Source organism: Spiroplasma endosymbiont of Colias croceus (assembly GCF_964020095.1).
In the GTDB taxonomy this organism is placed as follows: Bacteria; Bacillota_I; Bacilli_A; order Mycoplasmatales; family VBWQ01; genus Spiroplasma_E.
This window is the reverse complement of the sequence record NZ_OZ026536.1, coordinates 513,640-538,646: the sequence shown is the minus strand read 5'-3', so window position 1 is coordinate 538,646 and position 25,007 is coordinate 513,640. Positions and strand designations below refer to the sequence as shown.

At 23.0% G+C, this 25,007-nt stretch carries 22 protein-coding genes; 1 reads left to right on the top strand and 21 read right to left on the bottom strand.

Annotated features, from left to right (window positions below):
- Positions 1-47: 47 nt before the first annotated feature.
- The 16 genes from AACL24_RS03330 to AACL24_RS03255 form a co-directional block, all read right to left on the bottom strand.
- Positions 48-1,286, bottom strand: coding sequence for an IS256 family transposase (locus AACL24_RS03330; RefSeq protein WP_339049369.1), 1,239 nt, complete (start codon positions 1,284-1,286; stop codon positions 48-50).
- 215 nt (positions 1,287-1,501) lie between these two features.
- Positions 1,502-1,759, bottom strand: coding sequence for a hypothetical protein (locus AACL24_RS03325; protein ID WP_339048657.1), 258 nt, complete (start codon positions 1,757-1,759; stop codon positions 1,502-1,504).
- 54 nt (positions 1,760-1,813) lie between these two features.
- Positions 1,814-4,723 carry a hypothetical protein gene (locus AACL24_RS03320; RefSeq protein ID WP_339048655.1) on the bottom strand — a complete coding sequence of 970 codons (2,910 nt, stop codon included), beginning with the start codon at positions 4,721-4,723 and terminating at the stop codon, positions 1,814-1,816.
- Positions 4,650-6,005 (bottom strand): hypothetical protein, encoded by a 1,356-nt coding sequence (locus AACL24_RS03315; RefSeq protein ID WP_339048653.1) that lies wholly within the window; start codon positions 6,003-6,005, stop codon positions 4,650-4,652. Before AACL24_RS03315 ends, AACL24_RS03320 begins: the two co-directional genes overlap by 74 nt.
- Positions 5,999-6,886, bottom strand: coding sequence for a hypothetical protein (locus tag AACL24_RS03310; RefSeq protein WP_339048651.1), 888 nt, complete (start codon positions 6,884-6,886; stop codon positions 5,999-6,001). Before AACL24_RS03310 ends, AACL24_RS03315 begins: the two co-directional genes overlap by 7 nt.
- A gap of 216 nt (positions 6,887-7,102) precedes the next feature.
- Complete coding sequence (locus tag AACL24_RS03305) at positions 7,103-7,702, bottom strand: hypothetical protein (protein ID WP_339048649.1); 600 nt, start codon at positions 7,700-7,702, stop codon at positions 7,103-7,105.
- Between the two features lie 4 nt (positions 7,703-7,706).
- The gene (locus AACL24_RS03300; protein WP_339046122.1) at positions 7,707-9,068 is read right to left on the bottom strand and encodes a hypothetical protein; all 1,362 of its coding nucleotides are present in this window, start codon (positions 9,066-9,068) and stop codon (positions 7,707-7,709) included.
- A 43-nt stretch (positions 9,069-9,111) separates the two neighbouring features.
- A complete protein-coding gene (locus AACL24_RS03295) occupies positions 9,112-9,462 on the bottom strand; it encodes a hypothetical protein (protein ID WP_339046124.1) in 351 nt (116 codons plus the stop codon).
- Between the two features lie 3 nt (positions 9,463-9,465).
- On the bottom strand, positions 9,466-9,984 hold the full coding sequence (locus AACL24_RS03290) for a hypothetical protein (RefSeq protein WP_339048647.1): 519 nt from the start codon (positions 9,982-9,984) through the stop codon (positions 9,466-9,468).
- Positions 9,985-10,890, bottom strand: coding sequence for a hypothetical protein (locus tag AACL24_RS03285; RefSeq protein ID WP_339048645.1), 906 nt, complete (start codon positions 10,888-10,890; stop codon positions 9,985-9,987).
- A complete protein-coding gene (locus tag AACL24_RS03280) occupies positions 10,890-11,660 on the bottom strand; it encodes a hypothetical protein (RefSeq protein WP_339048643.1) in 771 nt (256 codons plus the stop codon). The genes AACL24_RS03285 and AACL24_RS03280 overlap by 1 nt, the downstream gene beginning before the upstream one ends.
- Positions 11,629-11,916 carry a hypothetical protein gene (locus tag AACL24_RS03275; RefSeq protein WP_339046485.1) on the bottom strand — a complete coding sequence of 96 codons (288 nt, stop codon included), beginning with the start codon at positions 11,914-11,916 and terminating at the stop codon, positions 11,629-11,631. The genes AACL24_RS03280 and AACL24_RS03275 overlap by 32 nt, the downstream gene beginning before the upstream one ends.
- 2 nt (positions 11,917-11,918) lie before the next feature.
- On the bottom strand, positions 11,919-13,238 hold the full coding sequence (locus AACL24_RS03270; RefSeq protein WP_339048641.1) for a hypothetical protein: 1,320 nt from the start codon (positions 13,236-13,238) through the stop codon (positions 11,919-11,921).
- Between the two features lie 12 nt (positions 13,239-13,250).
- Positions 13,251-13,787 (bottom strand): hypothetical protein, encoded by a 537-nt coding sequence (locus AACL24_RS03265; RefSeq protein ID WP_339046491.1) that lies wholly within the window; start codon positions 13,785-13,787, stop codon positions 13,251-13,253.
- A 151-nt stretch (positions 13,788-13,938) separates the two neighbouring features.
- Positions 13,939-15,177: an IS256 family transposase gene (locus AACL24_RS03260; RefSeq protein WP_339046650.1), complete on the bottom strand. Its 1,239-nt coding sequence runs from the start codon at positions 15,175-15,177 to the stop codon at positions 13,939-13,941.
- Between the two features lie 141 nt (positions 15,178-15,318).
- Positions 15,319-15,702 (bottom strand): hypothetical protein, encoded by a 384-nt coding sequence (locus AACL24_RS03255; protein WP_339046493.1) that lies wholly within the window; start codon positions 15,700-15,702, stop codon positions 15,319-15,321.
- A gap of 122 nt (positions 15,703-15,824) precedes the next feature.
- On the opposite strand from AACL24_RS03255, the gene AACL24_RS03250 reads away from it, so the two are divergent.
- The gene (locus AACL24_RS03250; RefSeq protein WP_339046495.1) at positions 15,825-16,967 is read left to right on the top strand and encodes an Mbov_0401 family ICE element transposase-like protein; all 1,143 of its coding nucleotides are present in this window, start codon (positions 15,825-15,827) and stop codon (positions 16,965-16,967) included.
- A 177-nt stretch (positions 16,968-17,144) separates the two neighbouring features.
- Here the strand turns inward: AACL24_RS03250 and guaA are convergent, their stop codons facing one another.
- From guaA to AACL24_RS03225, 5 genes are all read right to left on the bottom strand, one after another.
- The gene (gene guaA, locus AACL24_RS03245) at positions 17,145-18,452 is read right to left on the bottom strand and encodes a glutamine-hydrolyzing GMP synthase (protein ID WP_339048638.1); all 1,308 of its coding nucleotides are present in this window, start codon (positions 18,450-18,452) and stop codon (positions 17,145-17,147) included.
- A 200-nt stretch (positions 18,453-18,652) separates the two neighbouring features.
- Positions 18,653-20,284 (bottom strand): APC family permease, encoded by a 1,632-nt coding sequence (locus tag AACL24_RS03240; RefSeq protein WP_339048636.1) that lies wholly within the window; start codon positions 20,282-20,284, stop codon positions 18,653-18,655.
- A 281-nt stretch (positions 20,285-20,565) separates the two neighbouring features.
- The gene (locus AACL24_RS03235; RefSeq protein ID WP_339048633.1) at positions 20,566-21,816 is read right to left on the bottom strand and encodes a hypothetical protein; all 1,251 of its coding nucleotides are present in this window, start codon (positions 21,814-21,816) and stop codon (positions 20,566-20,568) included.
- 271 nt (positions 21,817-22,087) lie between these two features.
- Positions 22,088-24,274 (bottom strand): ATP-dependent helicase, encoded by a 2,187-nt coding sequence (locus tag AACL24_RS03230; protein ID WP_339048631.1) that lies wholly within the window; start codon positions 24,272-24,274, stop codon positions 22,088-22,090.
- 35 nt (positions 24,275-24,309) lie between these two features.
- Entirely contained in the window at positions 24,310-25,005 is a 696-nt protein-coding gene (locus tag AACL24_RS03225; protein ID WP_339048628.1) for an RDD family protein, read from the bottom strand.
- Positions 25,006-25,007 lie beyond the last annotated feature (2 nt).

Genomic DNA, 25,007 nt, shown 5'->3' with positions numbered 1-25,007 from the left:
TTACCAGAGGCTTTTATGTAATCTGTGTATCTTTGTTTTACAAAGTACTAGTTTAGATTAATTCTATCTTCAAATTTTATCATAAAATGAGCAATTGCTGTATTTCAATTTTGAATGGGCATTGTTCATTTTTTTGTTATATTTTCAATTGCTAAATAAAATATTTTAAAAACTGCCATATCATTAGGAAAAACTTTTTTATTTCTGATAACTTTTCGTAATTGACTATTTACAGATTCAATAGCATTTGTTGTATAAATAACTCTTTTGATTTCTGTAGGATAATTAATAAAAACCATTAAATTATCTCAATTTTTATATCAAGATTTAGCAATTTGAGGATATTGTTTATTTCACTTATTTTCAAAGGATTCTAAAGCCTGCATTGCTTGTTCTTCACTACATGCAGTATAAATTGGTTTTAAATCTGCAACTAGAGATTTTCTATGCTTATATGAGACATATTTCAAACTATTTCTAATTTGATGAACTATGCATAATTGATGTTCTGTTTTAAGATAAACTGATTGTATTGCTTCTGACATGCCTGTTAAATTATCACTACAAGCAATCAGAATATCATTTAAGCCACGATTTTTCATTTCTGTTAAATTTGCTAATCAAAATTTAGCACCTTCATTTTCACTAATTCATAAACCTAAAACATCTTTTTTACCTTCTAAATCAACTCCTAAAGCTATATAAACTGATTTATTAATAATCCTTTTATCTTGTCGTACTTTCACTACTATGCAATCAAAATAAACAATCGGATAGACACTTTCTAATGGTCGATTTTGCCATGCTTTTACATCATCAATAACATCATCAGTAATTTGACTAATAACACTTTCACTAATATCAGCACCATGATATAACTCTTGTAATTGCATTCTAATATCTGATAATGTCATACCTTTTGCATATAAAGAAAGAACTTGTTGATCAAAACCATCAAATCTTCTTTGTCTTTTTGCAACTATTATAGGATTAAAATTACTATTGCGATCTCGTGGTACATCAATCTCAATTTTACCTTGTTGAGTTATTATTTTTTTTGAACTTATACCATTACGAGCATTGTCACTATTACTATGTTGATTCTTTTCATATCCCAAATAATTTTGCATCTCAGAATTCAACATTTTTTCTACTAATCTTTTTGTTAATTCTTTATACAATCCTCCCTCTTTAAAAACTGTTGTTAAATCTTCAGTATTTTCTAATAATAAATCTACTGCTTTTGATATTGGATCATTATTATTAATATTTTGCTTTTTAGCCATCTGTAACTCACTCTTTCTAGTCATTTAATTATATTTACTAGAATTAATTAAACATAGTTATTTTTGTAAGTTACACAGATTACTAAACATTACCAGTTACCAGTTAAGGTAACTTTTTAATTAGGTGCCAACCTAACTTATATAAGAATGAAAATGTAATACTTATATTTCTCTATAACACTTAATAAGTATTTAGATAAATTATACATTAATATTTAAGATTGTGGAAAAATATTATTTTGTTTAGGTTTTCTTTTGAAAATATCTAAAAATTTAAAATTTGGATTTTCTTTTTTAAATATTTTATTTGCTCAAAATAAACCAAAAAAGTTTAAAGATATGAACATAAGAAATATACCCATTTTTTTTTGTCTATGACATAAATCATGACCTTTACATGTAATTAATAATAAAAATACTAATCCAAACATTACTAAAAGTATTATTAAATCTGCTAATCATAGTTCAATCATATTTAAACTTCTCCATATCATAATATTTAAAATTATTATAATTATATACTATTTTTATCTTGCATTTAAAATTATTTTATAAATAGTTGCTACTTCTTGATTTGTATATATTTTAGCATAAGAATTTTCACCAAAATCTATAATAGTTTCTACATGACCTTTACAAGGTGTAACAAAAATATTAATTTTTCAATTTAAATTATCGTTTGAATTACTTAATATATCAAATCCAATCGGATTATTATTACTAAATTTTGATTCAATACCGGCAATTACTGTGAATTGATAAGTTACTAAATTATATTGTGATTTATTACCTTCATAATAAGCATAAGCATATCCAGAAGAATGGTTACCAATTTTACCTTTTTCAAAATGCTTTTTTTTATCAATATTAGGCATTGACTTTGAAAATATTAAATCATTTAAATTAATTTCAATTGAACTATTTAATTCTTTTGCTGGATTAAAACTTTCTTTAGTATCATAACCACCACCATGTTTATTACTTATAGAGTTTATATTATAATTATAATAAATAGTTACTGATTTATAAAATCTTTTTAAATCATTAAAAGTGTTAATTAATAATGTTTGGTCTAATTTTGATTTAATATCAATATCTATGTTTTTAGAAATTGGATTATTCGTATTAAATCATTCATCACTATTATCAGTAATAGAATTGTTAGGAGTGGTTACTAATGGTATATCTTTATAATTTAATTCTACTTTTAAATCTGGAATAATAATAATTGATTTTGCTATATTTTGTGGACTTGGTGGTAATATTTTTGCTGGATATGAAAATGTAGTTTCTTCAGTTTCTTCATATTCATCATGATTTAATTTATATAAAGTTGTTCAATTAAAAGCATTACCAGTTAAAGCACCCATATTATTATAACGAAACTGAGCAACTGATATTTCATTATAATCACCTTGATAAGTAAAAGGATTATCACTATAAAATGTATGTCTTTCTTCACCTTGATGTAATGATTGAGTTACAATTGTATCAACAATATAAGCATAATTTAAACCATCAATAACACCATTACTTGTAGGATTTCATTGACATTCAGTATCTTCATTTGTAAATGGACTTGCTATATCTAAAAATTCAGTATCTTCTCCTAAAATATAAACTTTATTATTTTTCTTTTGTGATAAATCAACAGTTGATATTTGTTCTTTAGTTTCTAATTTATGACCAGTAGTAGGGTCTCATGGATATACTGATACTCTATCACTTAATTTCATAGTCATAGCAGTGGTTGAAACATTAGCACCTAATAATTTACCAATAGTAAAATCATTATCATTTGTAAATGCATTTAAAGGAATTAAACCACCATTACCAATAATACTTTCTAAATTACTTGTAAAAAATGCACTCATAAAACCATTAAAATATAACATTTTTTTATATTGTTGAACATTTTGAGTAATAACTCAACTACTTCATATACCTAATGTTAAAGCATTTAATAATTTACCAATTAAAGGAATATCACTTAAAGCAAAAGGTAATCATTGATTTGAATCATAAGGCATTTGTATTAATGGACTAAATACAACTGAATTAAAATTTAATATTGCAGACATATATTTTTGTGATATTTTACTATAATCAACAGTTGGACTTCCTATAATTAAATGAGTATCTGGGTCTTTATATTTAAAATTACTACTCATATCTACATTATAATTACCCGTTAAATTATTAATATTTCATTCACTATCTCAAAAGAATTTAGCATTACCAATTGCTGTACCATTACTTTTTATTGCTTTATCTTTATCAAAAGAAAGCATACCTTTAAAATCTTTTGTTACAAATAAATTATCTTGAAAATTTAATGAAGTTTTTAATCATTCTGTAAAATTTTTAAAATTAGTAAATCCCGTAGGTTTTGCATCCATAATATTATAAAATGTAGTTTCTGGATGACTACTTGTTGTTATTTTATCATTTATACCAGCAAGTAAACCACCATTATTTTTAATATCAGTTGTAGATTTTTCATTATTACCAGCAATAAATAATCTTCTTGAAGCAAATACTTTACTTTCAAATATTTCTTCATTATTTTGTTGTATTGGTTTTTGTCCTTGAATAATAGGTCTTCCATAATAATAACAACTTGATAATAATTCTAATCCATAACTTTGTCTATGACTATATCTTACTCCTATATCACACATTAAAGTACGATTTAATGTTACTTTTCCTTGTTGAATAGTAGGAAAAGCATAACCACTACCAGGACTTGCATATTGTACAAAATCAAGTGTATTTTGACCACTACTAATTACTCTATCATTTAAACTACTAAAAGTTAATACTTGTATACTAAATGCACCATTATAAGGACTATAATAATTTGTTACATTTGAAATATATAATAATTGTCTATCTTGATTTTTACCAGAATTACCACCAATATTTTCATTTTCATCATTAAATACAACAAAAAATTGTAAATAATCATCAATTGTAATATGTTCTTCAAACATTACTAAAGTATACTGTCTTTTAGTTTGTACTGTTTTAAATATTTGATTATTTGGTAAATTACTAAAATCAACACCACTTGTATCATCAATTAAATAAGCATTTCAATAATCACCAATTTTATATTCTTTTGTATAAAATTCATCTTGACCTGTAGTTTTATGAGTATTTGGGTCTGTTATACCTTTATTTTTTTGATATATTTTTGTACTATTTTTTCAAATACATACAACTGGAGTATTACCAGTTAATATTAATTCATATTGTCCAAAATCACTTATTTTACTATTAATTGGTTTATAACCAGTTTCAGTTAAAGGTATAGCACCATTATTTATAACAAATGGAAATATTTTTCAATGACTTTGTCTTTTAATCAATATTTGTTGCATCTTTAATCTCATGTGAGCGTGTTTCATTAATTGTATTTGTTGATGTCTGCTCATTATTATTACCTCCTAAATCTTTATTTAATTTTTGATTTTCATTAATAATATTTTCTAATTTATTTTCAGCCATAAGTTGGTCAATATTATCATATTCACCAATTGCTTCAATGACTGTCATTGTGCCATTATTTAATCTTGAATTAATAATTTGGTCTTGTATTATTTGGTCAGTCATAGCAATTGGAATAAATTTAAAACTATAAGGTCTTTCTCCAATACCATTTCATAAATTTTCACTAATAAGTAATAAATCAAATATACGATAAAAATAAGCACTATAAAATGCTATTTTTATTTCTGTTGTCTCCATATCATATTTATTATTAAACATACTTTCTGTTTTATTAGTATAAACATCATTACCATGTTCATCATAATCATATCCAGCACCATTAAATATTACTTTAGCAGTACCATTATAATCTAATCAATATTCATTAAATTTAGGGTCACCTTGAATAATTTGCATACCACCATTACCATTTTTATCATAACCAGCACTACCAACATTAACAAACATATCTTTTTTAGGATTTTCTACAATATTGCCATTTTCTTGCATTTCTTTAACTGTTTCATTATCTAATGATGCAAATAAAGTAGTAACATTTAATTCTCTTTCTAATCTTTTTTGTCTAATTACACGATTTAAATCTCAAATTAAATCTCATACTGGTGTACAATCTGGATATGCATTTAAAGTTGTAGCATTACCATATAAATTTATAATTGGTAAATTAGTAATTTCAAAAATAGGTATATAATTAAATGGATTTTTAATTTCATAAGTTTTTAATGGAGTAATATTTGGTTTTAATTTAGTTCTTGTAGAACCTAAAATAATATCTTTATTATTATCTTTATATGTTTCATATTTAACTTTTCCATTTTGAATTGTTACTCAAGTTAAAGTTGCACTATCTGCTTGTTCATTAATAAAATAAAATTCAGCTGCTTGTTCTTGTTCATTATATTTAGCAACTCTACCACAAAAACTATTAGGTAATATTTTAAGTGATTTACTATTATCTTCATTTACTATAATCATTATAAATACTTTTCCCATTAAACTATTTTGTAAACCAAATTTATAAAATTTTTCTAATCATTTATCTTTTAAATTCATTTCATTTAAATAATCTAATATTTCTTTTTTACTTGAATTAAATAAAAAACCTTTACCTAATCATAATTTAGTTGATTTTTGAGCAATAATCATAGGTATATCAATATATCAATTTGATTTATCACAACTTAAATATTCCATTGTATTTATCATAATTCATCACCATTAAATTTATTTTTATTAATTAATAATTTATTATTAATACCATTAATTAATCATTTCATTTCATGCATTAAAGCATACATATCACTATCTCAAGTATCATCATGTAAATCTAACATTTTGGGAGTATTATTATTAGTATCTAATTTCTTTTTATCTAATCATTGCATTAAACTATATTGTCTTTTAGTTTCTAGACATTTTTCTCAATTAAAACTAATAATATTTTTAAGCATACAAATTGTTGTAAAATCAATTCTATCATTTAAATATAAAGTTAATTTATCTACTGCTATAAATTTTAATCATGTTATATTACGTTTTTTAACTCAACTTTTTAAAACATCAATAAATACTAATCCACCATTACCATAATCAACATAACAAGTAAAACCAAATATCATTGCTATATAACGTTTACTTTCATTTAAATAATAATTAATAATATCATTTGCTAAAGTATCAGTATCTTTATATTGCATAGTAACATTACTATGATAAAATTCACTTTCTTTATGCGCTCTTCTTCCATTTTCATTTTCACCAATAAATCATAATGAAGCAGCAGTTGGATGACCACTACTACTTGTTGCCATACCAATATCTAATCCACCAGTTAATCTTTGTACTTGAAAATCTAATTTAGTTCCTACTTTATCTAAATATCTTGCAAATATAGCACCACTTAAAATACTAGGTACACCATAATATCAACTTTGTGCTTTAATAGGGTCTAATACTTTTAATTCTTCTAAATCATTAATCATATCTAATGTCAAATTATGATTATTTACTTTTCAATTTGAATAATGAAATAATTTAAATATATTATTATCAAATACTGATTTAATTTGTTCATTATTAGATTTCATAATTTCTAAGAACCTGTTTAAAATCTTTTTTGATTAATTTTTAATAAGAAGAACATTATGATAGTTATTTTATAATAAAAAATAGATTTTTAGTCGATAAGTCATAAAATGATAAAATCTTTTTAACGAAAAAATGAAAAAGAAAATAAAATGTTAATTAAATACCTACTTATAAATTATTATTCCTTGTTTTAGTTAAATTTTATTAAAAAGATTTTAAACAGGTTCTAAGTTAAAAGGTACAATATTATTCATATATTCAATAAAATATTGATAAATATTATCTGGATTACAACTTTTAATTTTTATTCTTTTTTTAGCATTACCTAATGCAAATGTAATTGCTTGAAATTCTTGTTGACTAAATTCATTTGCTTCTTCACATCATTCAATTGCTAAATCAAATCCTTTTATTTCACTACGAGAAAGACCTTTTAAAGGTATTCTATCATTTGAATTACTATATACACCCATAACTCTAATAAATGATTTACTACCTTTAAATCTAAAATCTGCTTGTTTATTTGGATATTTTAAAGTAAAATCTTTATAATCATTAAAACTAATTATTATTAAAGCATTATATATTTCTTTAACTAAATCATTAATATCTTTATTAAGTTTTCTAAAACAATATATAGCAATTGATTTATTAACTTTAATTGAAATTGCTATTAATATTGCTAATTCTTCAGCAATACTATATGTTTTACTTGAATATCTACTTCCACTAAAATTATATTCACTATGAGTAAAATCACTTTTATTTAATAATCAATAACTAATTTCATGTAAATAAGTAAATTCTTTATTCATAATATTATTCCTGTAATTCTTCTAATTTTAAAAGTTGACCATATCTTACAGGGTCACTAACAATAGCAATTGTATCATTTTGCATTTGTAAAGAAACCATTATTCTATCATTAACTTTATCTCAATCCAAAGTTTGAACATCAGTATTTAACTCACCGTATAAAAATTCTTTACAAATAAAAGCAAATTTTTTAATGCTTGATTGACTTTCAAAATTATAATAAATTTTATACTTTTTATTAGTTATAAAATTATATCTAATATGATTTATATTAACTTTTGTTCCTACTTCTTTTCATTGTGGAATACTTGGACTTGGTTGTATTTTATTATCAACATATCTTTTGTTTACAGCATCTTGTGGTTGTTCAGGGTCTGCTATATAAATAATTCTTTTATTATTAGAAGTAATTAATCTTTTTTCTTTAGGTTGAATAATATTAGGCGAATTAGGGTCTATTTCTCATAATGATTCAACACTACTACCCTTAGCACTAATAACATTATTTTCAATTTTAATATTATCACCAGCAATTAATTTATCTTGTTTTAATAACAATTTATTATCAGTTTCTTCTTTTTTATAATAATCAGTTAAATTAGGTATTTTATTATCAACATATTCTTTAGTTGTAGCATCTGTTAAAAATGTAGGTGTACCAACATCAATTATTCTTTTACTATTAGCATCAATACCTTTATCATCTTTTGGTTTAATAAAATTAGAATTATCTTCAATAACTTCTCATAATGAATTATCAATATCTGTTTTAATTCCACTAGTATCAATATTAACTATTGGTCTTAACATATTTTGTGGATGAGTAATAGTAATTTTAGTTCTAGAATCTAATGATTTTATATTATTATAAGGTATATATGCATTTAATGGACTATCTTCACCACAATTTGAAATAAATTTATTAAATCAATTATTTTTTTGTGATTCTATACCTTTTAAATTAAAACCTTTAATATTTGGATATTCTTTAATTTTTCTTAAACAATTAAATACTTCGGGTGGTATAAAATAAGGGTCATCTGGATTAGTTTCACTATAAGTTAATCCACCTTGACTAATTGAACCTTGACCACGTAAATAATCTACATCTTTAGTTAATAAAAATCTAACATAATGAGTAGTTGCTGTTTGAATATTATCTGTAAAATCAGTTGGTGTTATTTCTGGTCATTTTTTTGAAATAGTAAAACCACTTAAATAATTAATATTACTACTTGCTACAGATATTGCAAATCAAATTTCATTATCTGGAGTAGTAACTTTATCAAATAATAAATCATTAAAATATTTAGAATTTTTAAATTCTTCAACTGTTATAAATAAAATTGGGTCTTTAATAGCCATAATAATTTACTCCTTAATGTAAAATAAAGGGTATTTAAACCCTTTAAATTCCAACTTTAGTTGCTTTTTTCTTATCTTTTTCTGATAATTCTTTTTTAGAAGCTCTTTGACTAATAATAGTATTTTTAAATACTTCATCTTTTTCATTATCATTATTAAAACTATCTAAAGATTTAGCAATTGATGTAGTTTCTAATTGTAATTGAGAATTTATTTGTTTAATATTTGATTTAATAAATTCAATTTCTTTATCTCTTTTTAATTCTTTTGCTAATTTATTTTTCTTTGATTTTTTAATTGATTTTCCAAATAATAGAAATGCTAAAGTAATACATATTCCACTAGCAACTGCTCCTCCTATTACTGCTGATATTAATTCTATTGAAAAATTCATTTTTTATTCCTCCAATTGTATTTTATTTGAATGTTGTTTACATAAATGACATTCTTTTTTATGTTTTTTAATTTCTTTATATTGATATATTAAATAAGGACTTGTAATAATAATTGGTATAGTTATTAATATATATTTAATTAATTTTCCATAATTACCTAATTTACTAATAAGATTTAATCCAATATGACCAAACATAGGAAATAAAGTTAATATTAAATGGTCAGGTCAAGTAAAATTATATTGATTAGTATAATTTCCTATTCCCATTTCTATTGGTATTTTAGGTATTAATCAAGGTGTACTAGTAAAAAATAATGTTATTAATATACCAATAATATGACTAGTTATTTTTAAAATATTTGATATTAAAATTTTAATTTTATCAATATGAGTACTATTTTTATTAAATCAAATCTTATTTAATCTTTTATATTCTTTATTATCTTTACTTATAGGATTAATAGTATTTCATATACCAATTGGTTTAATTGGTTTATCTAATTCAATAATAATTACCACCTACTTTCATGTTTTATATTTACTTTTATTTTTATAAATTGAAATACCAATATTTTTATTTAAATTATTAGTTTTATGAAAAGTTAAATATTCTTTTCTTTCTACTCTTCATGCTCTACTACCTAATTCAGTTTTTGGTAAAGTTTTAAAATCTTTAAGTTTAAAAAATCCACGTTCTAATCTATTAATAAATGCAGTTGTTTTTAAAACATTAATATTAGTTGATTTAATAATGTTATAACGTTGTTTACCTTTACTAATACCTTTCTGTTCTTTAAGTTGTTTCTTTACATATAAACGTATTTGACTTGGTAAAAACCCTCTTAAAAAATATCTTCAAAATATTGTTCCAGCACCAGAACCATTTTTACCTTTTTGAACTTTCATTAAATTTCAAGTTTCTTCTGGTACATTTGGATAAGTATAAGGACCATATCAACGTTTATTTTTACTTGTATCACTTTGAAATAAACCCTGTAATATTCCTACTTTTAATGATTTATTTGATTTATAAAATAAACCTTTTTTAAATCAAGAACTTGATAATATTACTCATCCTTTATAATCTTTATTATTGTGTTGTTTAATATCTTTATCATTAATATCTTTTTTATCTTCTTTAAACAAATTATTAACTTTTTTTATAGGTTTAAATATTAATTTATCTAATTGAGTTTTTAATTCAGTTAATTGACTAGGTTTTAAAATTGAAATAAGTTTTTTAATAATATTTGGATTAAAAGTTGAATATGGTTGGTCAAGTTCTTCATTACTAACATTTTCACTATCTAAAATTGATTTTAAACTTTGATTTTTACTATATAATTTTAATAAACTAATAATTGCAGTTCTTATATCATTAGTTTCTAATGCAGAATAAATAATTCTAATAATTAAAGGTAACATTATAAGCTCATATGGTTATAATCTCAATTTAATGAAGCATTATCTAATATTACTTCACTCATATTATCACTACCATATTGACTAGTTGTTTCACTATTAATAGTGAAACTATTATCATTAATTAATCTTGCAGTTTCGTTATTAAATGGTGTTTCTTGCATTTCTTCAACATGATTAGTAGTTTCCATAGGTAATAAATTATGAATTATTTCAGATGCACCAGCAACTATTGTTGGAATTGCATAAGCATTATTAAAATCATTATTAATACCCATAGCAACACCACTTGATATTAAACAACCACCAGTACCCATATTTGCTATTTTACGTATAGTTTCAAATCTATTTGGGATTAATTCAGTTAATCCACTAATAAGATTTGAAATACCATAAGCATTTAAACTAATATATGTATCTCAATCCATTAATTTATTATTTTTTAATAATAAATCTGGAAATGGATTTGGATTAATTGAAGAATTAGTAAATTTGCTATAATTTGATAATCCAATTGTTCCTAAACCTAATAATATTTTTTTAGAACTATTAATTAATTTAGTTTTAGTATTTGGTCTTTGATTTAAATTTCAAATATCTAAACCTAATTTTTTACCAAATAATAAACTATTGATTGAACCTAATACTGGATTTGCAATTACTTGACCATAATAAGCACTTGTACCAATCATTGCTGATAATGGACTAATTGAAGAACGAATTATCTTTAATAAAGTATAATTATTTGATTGTATAGTAATGTCATTTGGCATTTTCATTTACTCCTTTTAATAAATTAGTTTGTTTTTCTATTTTAATAATTACTTTACCTTCACAATGAATATTATCTCCAACACATATAGCATAATTATCATGTACATCACTTACTATAAAATAATCATTTCTTAATTTAGGATATTCATCTAATAAAATTGCTCTTATATCATTACTACTAGTTAAATCTTCTGGTTTAGGTGAATAAATAGTAATATGTGCTTTTTCATCAAAATATTTATATATAAATTCCATAATTATTTTTTAGTAAATTCTAATTTTACTGTTCCATAATAATCTTTATTATTGCCAGAAATAGTAGCACTTGTTGATGTAATATTACTAAATGTTACTTTACCTTTTTCATAACCATTATTACCAATATTTAATATTACAGTTTCTAATTCATCATTAGTAGGAGTAGTTCCTGCCATAGTAATTTTTCCTAAATTTTTATAATAAATTACATCTTGTAAATCTAAAATATTCATATTATCATAATCAGTTGATTGATAACTTGCATTAATATTAGTTGCATCAACTTTATAATTTTTTGCTCTTGCTTCTTTAATTTCATCTATTGTAGGCATTTTTTCTTGAATTATATACATTAAATTAGGTCTTATTGCTGCTGGTAATGAATATAATGCTTTACCAATAATACGAATATTATCAGTAGCATTATCTAATTTATTTCTTACTTTAGTAAATGAAATAGGCATACCTCACATATATCTGTTATAAACTACTCCAAATAAATCTAATAATTTATAATCTTTTTCTAAATGCATACCAGAAACAGTATCATGAATAAAATCTTGTTCTAAATAAAAACTTTCATAAAATTCCATTCCCATAATTTGATTTGTATATCTTTTACCAGTTGCTAAAGTATTTGCAGCAATTTGTCCATAATTTAATAATGTAAATGCTTTTGCTAAATTAAAACTACTATCAATACCACAAGCACCAGTTAAATCTGCTTTATTAATACCAACTGTAATATCATCTACTTTTTTAATTAATTTATTATTTCTTTCTCCGATTATATAATAAGCATTTAATGCTTGTTCTTTAGTCATATTATTTAAATTTAAAGGTAATACTAATGATTTAGCAATTGCATAATCTTTTGTACCTTGTAAAAATATTAATTCAAAGTTTTCTCTTAAATTTCTCATAAATGAACTTGTTCAATTTGAAACAATTTGTGTTGCTACATTTGCTGGTGAAGTCATAAATCTTTCAATATCAAATTCTGGAATATTAAAATCAATTGTTAATTCTTTATCAATAATTAATGTTGTTGTTTTAACTGTTCCTTTTTGTCTTTTAGTACCAGTAAATTCATCTCATGTTGAACCTCATAATACACGAACAGTTGCTCTATATATTGCCATTGCTACACCACTAATATTTGCTATTTGGTCAGCAGTAACAGTATTTCTCATAAATAAAGTACTTAATTCAGCAGTTAATTCACCACGAACTTGTGCTTCAAGTACACTTAAAACAGCATTTTCAGTAGGAGAATTACCACCAATAATAAATGCTTTAGGTATTTGTGGAATTGCCATATTATCCTCTTTCTATTTAATAGATTGAAGTGCATTTCCTCTTGCTAAATTTACAAGTTTTTCTAATTCTTTAGGGTCAGTAATACCTGTAGTTTTTGCTTTTTCATTTAATTTTCTTTCTAATTCTTCTGGATTAATACTATTTGTATGTAAATCTAAAAGAGTTTTAGGATTAAAATCATTTGAATTAAGTTTATTTTCTGATTTAATAGGTTCTGTTTTATCAATAAGAAATTCTTTATAATCTTCATTTATTTTATTAAATGCTTCTTGTTTAGATAAAGATTTATAATTATCAGTACTCATTAAATTTTTAATTAAATTTACTTTTTTTGTATCTTTAATATTAGAAAATAATTGTTGCTCTTCAAAACTATTAATTTTATTTTCATATTCTTTTATTTTTATTTCATATTCACTTAATTTAGTTAATTTAGGTTCAATATCTTTTTTACTTTCAGCATATACTACATTTCTATGTTGTTTTAGTAAATTTTTAACATCATCTAAACTATAATTCTCTTTTTCATCAAAAGTAAAATCACTCATACTTTTAATCTCCCTTGTTAATAAAATTTTAATAATTCACTTGGTTAATAGGTCACTTTTATATATGTTAATTTAACATATTCACTTTAATATATTGTATCATTTTTTCCGAGGCTTTTATGTAATCTGTGTATCTTTGTTTTACAAAGTACTAGTTTAGATTAATTCTATCTTCAAATTTTATCATAAAATGAGCAATTGCTGTATTTCAATTTTGAATGGGCATTGTTCATTTTTTTGTTATATTTTCAATTGCTAAATAAAATATTTTAAAAACTGCCATATCATTAGGAAAAACTTTTTTATTTCTGATAACTTTTCGTAATTGACTATTTACAGATTCAATAGCATTTGTTGTATAAATAACTCTTTTGATTTCTGTAGGATAACTAATAAAAACCATTAAATTATCTCAATTTTTATATCAAGATTTAGCAATTTGAGGATATTGTTTATTTCACTTATTTTCAAAGGATTCTAAAGCCTGCATTGCTTGTTCTTCACTACATGCAGTATAAATTGGTTTTAAATCTGCAACTAGAGATTTTCTATGCTTATATGAGACATATTTCAAACTATTTCTAATTTGATGAACTATGCATAATTGATGTTCTGTTTTAAGATAAACTGATTGTATTGCTTCTGACATGCCTGTTAAATTATCACTACAAGCAATCAGAATATCATTTAAGCCACGATTTTTCATTTCTGTTAAATTTGCTAATCAAAATTTAGCACCTTCATTTTCACTAATTCATAAACCTAAAACATCTTTTTTACCTTCTAAATCAACTCCTAAAGCTATATAAACTGATTTATTAATAATCCTTTTATCTTGTCGTACTTTCACTACTATGCAATCAAAATAAACAATCGGATAGACACTTTCTAATGGTCGATTTTGCCATGCTTTTACATCATCAATAACATCATCAGTAATTTGACTAATAACACTTTCACTAATATCAGCACCATGATATAACTCTTGTAATTGCATTCTAATATCTGATAATGTCATACCTTTTGCATATAAAGAAAGAACTTGTTGATCAAAACCATCAAATCTTCTTTGTCTTTTTGCAACTATTATAGGATTAAAATTACTATTGCGATCTCGTGGTACATCAATCTCAATTTTACCTTGTTGAGTTATTATTTTTTTTGAACTTATACCATTACGAGCATTGTCACTATTACTATGTTGATTCTTTTCATATCCCAAATAATTTTGCATCTCAGAATTCAACATTTTTTCTACTAATCTTTTTGTTAATTCTTTATACAATCCTCCCTCTTTAAAAACTGTTGTTAAATCTTCAGTATTTTCTAATAATAAATCTACTGCTTTTGATATTGGATCATTATTATTAATATTTTGCTTTTTAGCCATCTGTAACTCACTCTTTCTAGTCATTTAATTATATTTACTAGAATTAATTAAACATAGTTATTTTTGTAAGTTACACAGATTACTAAACATTACCTTTTTTCCCTTTAAAATAAAGAAAAAATCTATATATAATATAGACCTTTAATCATCATTTTCAATTTTTCTTGGTTCACAAATATTAATAATTATATTATTTTTAGTGGTATTATCTTGATAATTTTCTTGTAAATCATCAAATTCTTCTGGATGACATTTTCTTAAATATTCTCATTGATACTTTGGGTCTTGCATAGTACTTCTTAATAAATAATTAGCAATTTTTTGACATGCTTTATCATAATCTTTTAAAAATTTTTGTTGTCATTTTGTCTGGTAGCGTCGGCAATCAAATATATATTTTCTATCAATTCCTAATGCTAAATTTAAACCAGTTTTTGTCATTCTAGTTGGAACATTTTTATTATCTCTAAAATATTCATTTATTTTTTCTTTATAATTTCCTAATTCTTTTCTTTTTGCTGGCATATTAATCACCTTATTTTAAAACATATATATTTAATTATATCATTTTACAATTATCATATTTCCAAACTTTTTTTCTAAAATTACTATAATGAAAATCATAAATTAAGAAAGGAAATAATATTATGAATTTTCTTAATAATGAACTTAATTATGATGAACTTGATAATCAAATTAAAAATAATGGTTTAAATTATTTTACAAATCTATTAAAAGCATATGATGATTTTTGATATCAAAATATATATGATAAAACTAAATATAAATATGTTAAAACTGCAAAAAGAAATCCAAATACTCAATATGGTAAAATAAATAATTTTTATCGTAGAGGTTATTTAATATTAGAAACTAATAAATATTATTATCCTTTAGATAATTATATAAAAATTAAAAAAAGAAAAAGAACACTTACAAGTTTAGAACATACAATAATAAAAAATTCAGGTAATGGTAAAAGACAATCTGATGTACAAGATATAATAAAAAATACTAATTTTTCTAAAACATATATGACTAATGTAATGAAAAATGCAATAATTGAAGTTGAAAAAATAAAAGAGAAAAAAGTAGTATTACCAAATGAAAAATTATTTATAAATATGGATGATTGTTTTATTTCTTCATTATTTAATAACAAAAAACAAAAAAATCGTATTCGTACTATTAGTGCAAATAAGGGTAAAGATTTAGATAAATCAACTAAAAGTAGAAATGTTTTAAAAGATAAAAAAATTACTTATATGAAAACTAAAAATGGTCAAAGAATTAAAAGACAAGAATTAATTGATAAAATTTATGAATTTCTTGATTTACAATATATTTATAGTAAAAGTAGTTTAATATTTATTGGTGATGGTGCACCTTGAATTAAAACTACTGCTAAAAAAGAAAATATTCCTTATGTAATTGATAGACATCATGCATTTAAAGCACTTAAAAAAGGATTTATTATTAATAGAAAAGTAGATAATAAAAAATTAACTAATGCATATGAATTATTTGTTAATGGTGAATATTATAAATTATTAGATTTTTTAAAAGAAAATAATGTAAATGAAGAAGTATATAAATATTTTAAAAATAATAAAGATGGTGTTATAAATCAAAAAGAAAATTGAAATCAAGGAGTTTGTGCTGAAAGTGATGTATCACATTTAGTTAAATCTTTAAAAGGATATGGTGCTAAAATTTTTAATGATAAAGTTCTTGATAATATGCTTATTATTAATTCAGCAAGAATTAATAAATTAAATCTTTTACTTTAATATTTTAAAAAATTAATAAATCTAAACCTAAATAGTTAGGAATTTTTAGTTTAGATAATTGTAAAATAATAACTTAAAACACTTGATTATAAATATAAAAAGGTATATAATGTAACCAAAAATTAATAATTTAAAGTTGTCTTTTATTTAAAGAAAATTAAATTATAACTATTAACTTTACTCACCCGATACTTGATTATATATATTTTTTTCTTTCAATTTGGTAATAAAAATATGATCAACTTCTTGTAAAATTAAACATTTTTCTTTTGTTACTTCTTCTATAACTCTAACTCCTAATCCAGGACCAGGGAAAGGATGACGATTAATTAATGTTTCAGGTAATCCAAGTTTTAAACCAATTTCTCTTACTTCATCTTTAAATAAGGTTTTTAATGGTTCTAACAATTTAAATTGTAAATCATCAGGTAAACCACCAACATTATGATGAGTTTTAATTGTTTTTGAACTTGCATGTTTACTTGAAGATTCAATAATATCCGGATAAATTGTTCCTTGTGCTAAAAAATCAGCCGTTTTAAATTTTCTTGCTGCTGTTGTAAATACATCAATAAATTGTTTACCAATAATTTTTCTTTTTTCTTCAGCATTTTTAACACCTTTTAAAGCAGTAAAAAAATGTTTACTTGCATCAATCATTTCAAGATTAAGTTTAAAATTTTGTTTATAAATTTCCATGACATCAATTGCTTCATTTTTTCTCAATAAACCTGTATCAACAAAAATGCAAGTCAACTGTTTACCAATTGCCTTAGAAATAATGGCAGCGGCAACTGAAGAATCAACTCCACCACTTAAACCTAAAATAACTTGTTTATCTTCGACTTTATTTTTAATTTCTGAAATTTGATTACTAATAAAATCATCTAAACTTCAATCTTTTGTACAATTTGCTATTGTAAATAAAAAATTTTCGATTATTTGCTTACCAAATTCTGAATGGGTAACTTCAGCATGAAATTGGATACCATAAATTGGTTTAGTCAAATGTGCAATTGCTGAAATTGAAGAATCAGAATGAGCTATTTGTATAAAATCTTTTGGAATTTTTGTTACATGATCAGCATGACTCATTCATACTTTTGATTGATTAGCAACTTTTTTAAATAATTTATTATTTGGTTGATCAAGATATAAAATTGATTTTCCAAATTCTTGTTCATCTGCCAATTCTACTTTTCCTTTAAAATGATTTGTTAATAATTGCATGCCATAACAAACTCCTAAAATGGCAACTGGTAAATTAAAAATCGCTTGATCAATTTTATAAGCATTTTGTAAATAAACACTTGATGGTCCACCAGATAAAATAATTGCTTTTAAGTTGGGATATGTTTTTATTTTTTGATAACTAATATTAAAAGATAAAACTTCAGTATAAACATTTGCTTCTCTTACTCTTCTTGCTAATAATTGTGTATATTGACTTCCAAAATCTAAAATCAATACTTGTGTATTTATCATTTTTTTTCCTCCAAATATAATAGTAATTAAATCATTTTTTAACAAAAAATAAAATAGATTACAGTAATAATTATTTTATGATAGATTTTAATTTCTTTAAAATATAATTAAAAATATTGATATTAATGATAAGAGCATATGAAAAAGAGTAATCATTTATTAATGATTACTCTTAAAAGTTAAAATATAATTTAAAGAAATTAAGTTGTAACTGATCTGGCTTCATTTTCATCAATTTTAATTCGTTCTAATTCTGTTTCGGGTTCATTAAGTAAATATTTTATTGCTTCTTCTTCAGTCATTGGTATGAATTCTTGATCTAATTGATTTTGATAATCTAAATTTGATGCTAAACGCATTTTTAATTTTGGTTGATAATAAATAAAATATCAAATAACAGCAATTACAATAAACATTCAAAACATTAAGAATTCAATAATAACAGCTATTAATACTTCCCCTCTTTTATTAATCATGTCATTAATCATACCATAGTTAAAAACAACAAACTGACTAAGTAAAAATAAACCACAAGCAACAAAAACAATTCATTCTCAAATTTTAATTTTAATTTGTTTACGATAACCCATAACACACGTGGCAGCTAACACAAAAATATATACAGCAATAGTAATGTTAGTAGAAAATCCTAGTACTGTATTAAAATCAAAAGGTGCACCAATTAAATCTGGGATTATTAACATAATAATACAAGCAATAATAGTAATAATTAAATTAGCTGTACTAGCACGCATTGCAATATTTTCTTTATTTAATTTGGCTAATTTTTCGGTAATATATCCTTCTTTGGCTAATGGTTGAATCATACCACCAGAATATAAAGAATTTTGCATAGCACCATTTAATTTCAATGATAAAGTAGAAATAACTAGTACAATCATACCAGTAATACCAGCAATTCCTGATATAACATTATTTGGATTATATTCATTAGTAGCTCCAGATCAACCATTTTGGCCATTTGTACCGTCAATAGTAATGGCACCAAATACTAATACTGATACAGCTAAATAAAAAATAGTTGATAATAATAAAACTATTAAAATACCTTTACCAAAGTTTTTAGTTGGATTTTTAACATTTTTTCCAACAACAATAAAAGTTTCAAAACCAATAAAGAAATAGAAGAAACCACTAAATGCATTATTAATTTTTGGTAAAGTTAAATTAATGTTTTTTGTTCCTTCAGCCGCTTGTGAAAATGCTAAACCTTTATTAGTTACTACCAAAATAATAGCACAAACAATTAAAAACAAAGCAGAACCTCATTTAATAATACCAGAAATATTAACAAATCAACGAAATCCCTTCATTCCAAAATACATGCAACTAGCAACAGCAGCATAAATAAAAATACCAATACTATCAATCATTAAACTCGATCATCGTTCAGAAACTCAATTAAAAATTGATAATTGATCTAAATTCACTCGAAACATAGAAATAATAGTTACAATAATTGTTGAAGGTAAAGTAATATATTGAATAAAACCAATTATTCATCCTCAAAAACGACCAAAAACTCCACGAACATAAACATAAGCACCACCATTAGTGTCATGATAAACACGACTACATTTAGTAAAAGCAAGTGCAGTTCCCGCAGCAATTAAAGCACATAATAAAATAAGTCATAGCATATGTAAACCAACGCCACCATTATTTCAATAATAAATGCCAATTAATGCCATTGGAAATGCAATACCACAAGTATAGTTAAAACCAATTCATATTAATTCATTAAGACTAATTTTTTCATTATTAGTACGAGATGATTTTGCTCAAAATTTTAATTTTTTTAAATTAAACATTCAATTAGTAATTCCTTTCAAAAAATAAATTATTTTTAATTATAACTTAAATAAAAATATTTTTATTTTTTAATTATCAAATTTTATGATATTAGAACAAAAGTAGTTTTAAAGTGATTAGCAAATTAAACAATAAAATATAACAAATTATATTATTATAATTTGTTATATAAATAGTTACTAATTATTTTACTTTTAATTTTCCCTAAATAATGAGTAAAAAAACTTAATTTCTTCTTATTTAAATTTTGATATTTTTTATAATAATTATCAAAAAAACATTAAACTTTACGAACTGGACTTTTTACTCAATAAGTTCAATTACCAGTAAAAACATTTCAAAAATCACCTTCATTTAAATATTTTAATCCGTGATTATTTGTTCCTCAAACTTCATATATCTTACCATTACTATCACGATTTAGTGATCATATTCTAATGTTTGCTAATTTATTTGTTTGTGCTCAATTATATAAATCTTTAGCATCTTCTAAAGTAAAATAGTTATTATTTACATCATTAATACCAATCATTGGTGTAATACCTAGTTTTTGATAAACATCAGTAAGTAATAAATTAGACTTTGGAAAATATTGTTTTATTAATTCAAAATATTGGTTAGCAGTACTTTTAATTGCTTGTTTAGCAATATCAAAAAAAGTTAAACCTTTATCAATTACTTCTTGTCCAACAATTTCACCATAATCCATAGCCATAATGTTAATTGTAAATAAATCTTCAACTTTTAAATCTGCTTTTTGATATATTTCTAAAGCTATTTTAATAACATTCTCAATATCTCTACCAACTAGCCCCGTTGGCATTACTGGTAATGTAACACTAAAGTTTCAATTTTGATTATTTCTTTTCATTTTTGTTAATGTAGTAAATAAAACCTTCATTCTATTAATATGATCATTATCAAAGTTTATACCTTCAATATCTAAGTCTAAATTTAACGGCATATCTTTAGTTTCAAAACCTGCAAATTTAGTAATTCGTTCTTGATACTCAATAAAAGCTGGTTGTAACATTGCTACTGCTTTATTAATATCTTTATTAGATAGCCCATATGCAACATCTCATGGATTATATCCAACCGCTGAAGCAGCTCCATCATATGCAACAACAATATTATTAAAGCCATCATTCTTTACTAAAGATTTAAGCACTTCTGGTTTTAATTTATTTTCTACTCAATAATCATATCCAGCGCCCAAAGACTGTCCAGCAATAGTTAATTCTAACTTATCTTTAATTGCAATTGCTTGCTGAACAAAAGACAAAGTAATAGATTTTAAATCTTTTATTTTATTAAAAACTTTTTTACCATCATGTAATATAATTTCTTTACCATTAATTAAGTCTCTAGGAGTTGTTCCTATTCATAATCCTCCATCATAATAAGGTTGCAATAAATAGTTAGCATGTTGTTTAACTTTATTAGTAACTGATTGACCATCACGATTGGGGTTAACTTCAATTCAATTACGAATTAAACCTTTTCACGCTTCTAAATTTATTTTTATCATAATTACTTTTTTCCTTTCATTAAAATAATAAGATTTATTAAAATATTAATTTTTCTAAAGTTATTTCAAAATAAAAAATAATTGGCAATTTAGCACCAATTTTAAAATGTTATTAGGAAAATTAAATTAAAATAAATCTTAATTCTAATTTTATACTTGAAAAAATTAATATGTAATAAAAAATTTCTTATAAAAAAATATTTTTTTATAAGAAATTTTTTAAAAATACTTAAAAATATCCAAAAAATAGACATTTTTAATAAAAATAAATTTATACAAATTTTTTAATAGCAATATGATTAGAACTAATAATTCTAATACCACCATGATTTTTATGAAAAGCAACTTGAATTTTATCACCAATTAATTTAGTAATAATACCTTTTCCAAAAATTTCATGAATAATTATATCTCCAACATTTCAATTATTAGTTATTTCAACCTTATCTTTATTATCAGCTTTATAGTAATTAAATTTAGAATGATTACGATTTTGATAAGTTGCTGCCATTTCTTGGTGTTCGTTATTAATGATTTTTAAATATTTAAGATCTAAATCTTTTAAGAAACGAGATGGTTGTTTCATACGATCCAAGATATATGAATATCCACTGGCACTAGATAAAAATAATCATTTTTTTGCCCTAGTAATTGAAACATAAAAAAGTCGTCGTTCTTCTTCAATTTTATCTAAGTTTTCTATACTAAATTTACCTATTCCAGGTAAAATACCTTCATTAATGCCAACTATAAAAACAACATCAAATTCTAGACCTTTAGCACTGTGAATTGTCATTAAATTAACGGCTTTATTAGTACTATTTTCATCTAAATCAGTATATAAACTTACTTCTTGTAAAAATGACGTTAATAATTCTTCGCCTTGTAATTCATTATTACTACTATCATATTCAAGCAATTGTTCTAATAATTGTTGAACATTTTCAATTCTTTCTTTTTCAAGATTATCTTCTAGTTTTTTTAAATAATTAGTTTTATTTAATAAATTTTCAACCATGTTATGTAAAGAAGTAACATCTTTGATATTAGTTTGCATCTCATTAATTAAATTAATTAAAGGTTGTAAATGTTGACGATAATTTTTTGGTAATCCATACTGAAATTTAAATAAGTATTCATTTAAAGTTAGTGATTGTTCATTAGCAAGTAATAATAAGTTATCAATAGCTTTTGGTCCAATTTTAGGTGTTGCATTTAAAATTCTAATCATTGATATATTATCATTTCAAACAATAATTTTTAAATACGCCAAAATGTCTTTAATCTCTTTACGTTCAAAAAATTTATAACCACCAAAAATTTTATAATTTATATTATTATTAATCAAAGCTTGTTCTAAATCTTTTGATAAATAATTATTACGATAAAGAATAGCAATTTTATTCAAATCTAAATGATATTTTAAATGAATTTTTTTAACAGTTGTTGCAACTCAATGTGCTTCTTGATCACTACTACTAGCATGATACATAACAATATCATTACCAAGATCATTTTTAGTAAACAGTTCTTTTTCAATACGTTGAACATTATTTTTAATTAAACTATTAGCTGTATTTAAAATGTTAGTTGTTGAACGATAATTTTGATTTAAAATAAATGTTTGTGTATTAGGAAATTGTTTAGTAAAATTCAATATTAAATTAATATTTGCTCCTCTTCAACTATAAATAGTTTGATCAGGATCACCAACTACAGTAATATTTTTATGATTTTTAGCAAGTGATAATAAAATATTATATTGAATATCATTAGTGTCTTGAAATTCATCAACTAAAATAAAATCAAATTTCTTTTCTCATTTTGTTAAAATATGTGGAAATTCTTTAAATAGACGTTCAACTAATAATAATAAATCATCAAAATCTAAACATGAATTAATAAATTGATATTTTTTATACGATTCAAAAACTTTGATACGTAAAATTCACTCATCTTGATTTTGATAATCAGCTAATAATTGATCTTGAGAAAGATAATTATTTTTTCAGTTAGAAATATTAGAACTTAATAATCTTAACTCCTGCAATTCAGCTTTATGTGAAAATTCTTTTTGAAAAATATCTTTTAATATTTTTCCTTGATCTTCTTGATCAATAATATTAAAATTATTATTAATATTTAAATGATGAATATCTCTTCTTAATATTTTGGCACATAATGCATGATAAGTAACAATATTAACATTAATGTTAGTATCATTTAAAAGTTGCATTATTCGTTCTTTCATTTCACGTGCTGCTTTATTAGTAAAAGTTAATGCCAATATTTTTTCACTAGCAATTTTAATTACATTAATTAAGTAAGCAATCTTATATGTTATAACCCGCGTCTTTCCAACTCCAGCCCCCGCAATAATACGACATGGGCCATCAACATTAATAATTGCTTGTAGTTGTTGTTCATTTAGATTTTCTAAAAGTTTTGTTTTATCCATGTTATTTATCCTTAAGTTAGTAAGAGTATATACTATTAAAGACTATTTATATTTTCTAATTCGTCATCATTAATATTTCCTGGTTGAGAATAAACTAAATGAATATGTGGATTATTAACGTTAGTTGATATCTTCCTTTTATTAGTTGCAAGTGGTTTCTTGTTAATGACAAAAGTTTTATGATAACGATCAAAGAATAGCTGATGATATTTATCAATTTTAGTGACCATCATAATCCCACAATACCAAGCAAAATCAAAACTAACTACAGAACGAATAAGAATATTTAATCAAGAATTTAAAGTACTATTACTATTAATAGTAGCAATGTTTTCATTAAAAGTCAATTTCATAAAAAGAATTATTGAAGTGGTTAATAATAGAGGAATAAAAACTAAAAATAGTTCACGATAAAAAAAATGTTTTAACTTTAAATCTTGATTTTTTTCATTTACTAATCTTATTTGAAAAATTAATTTTCCCAAAGTTTGACCCTTACATTTTCATGGGATAATAACAAAATATATAATGACAACAATTATATTAATAATAAAAATAATTATTAATTGTCATGATTCTTGATTACCTTTATTATCTAAATAATGAATTGCTAATCCAATTATTAATGGGATTAAACTAACAAAAATCACGTCAAAAATACGTGCAATAATACGTTTTCATGTTTTAGCTATTATATATGTTTCTGTTGTATCTAATTTTTTAATATTCATTT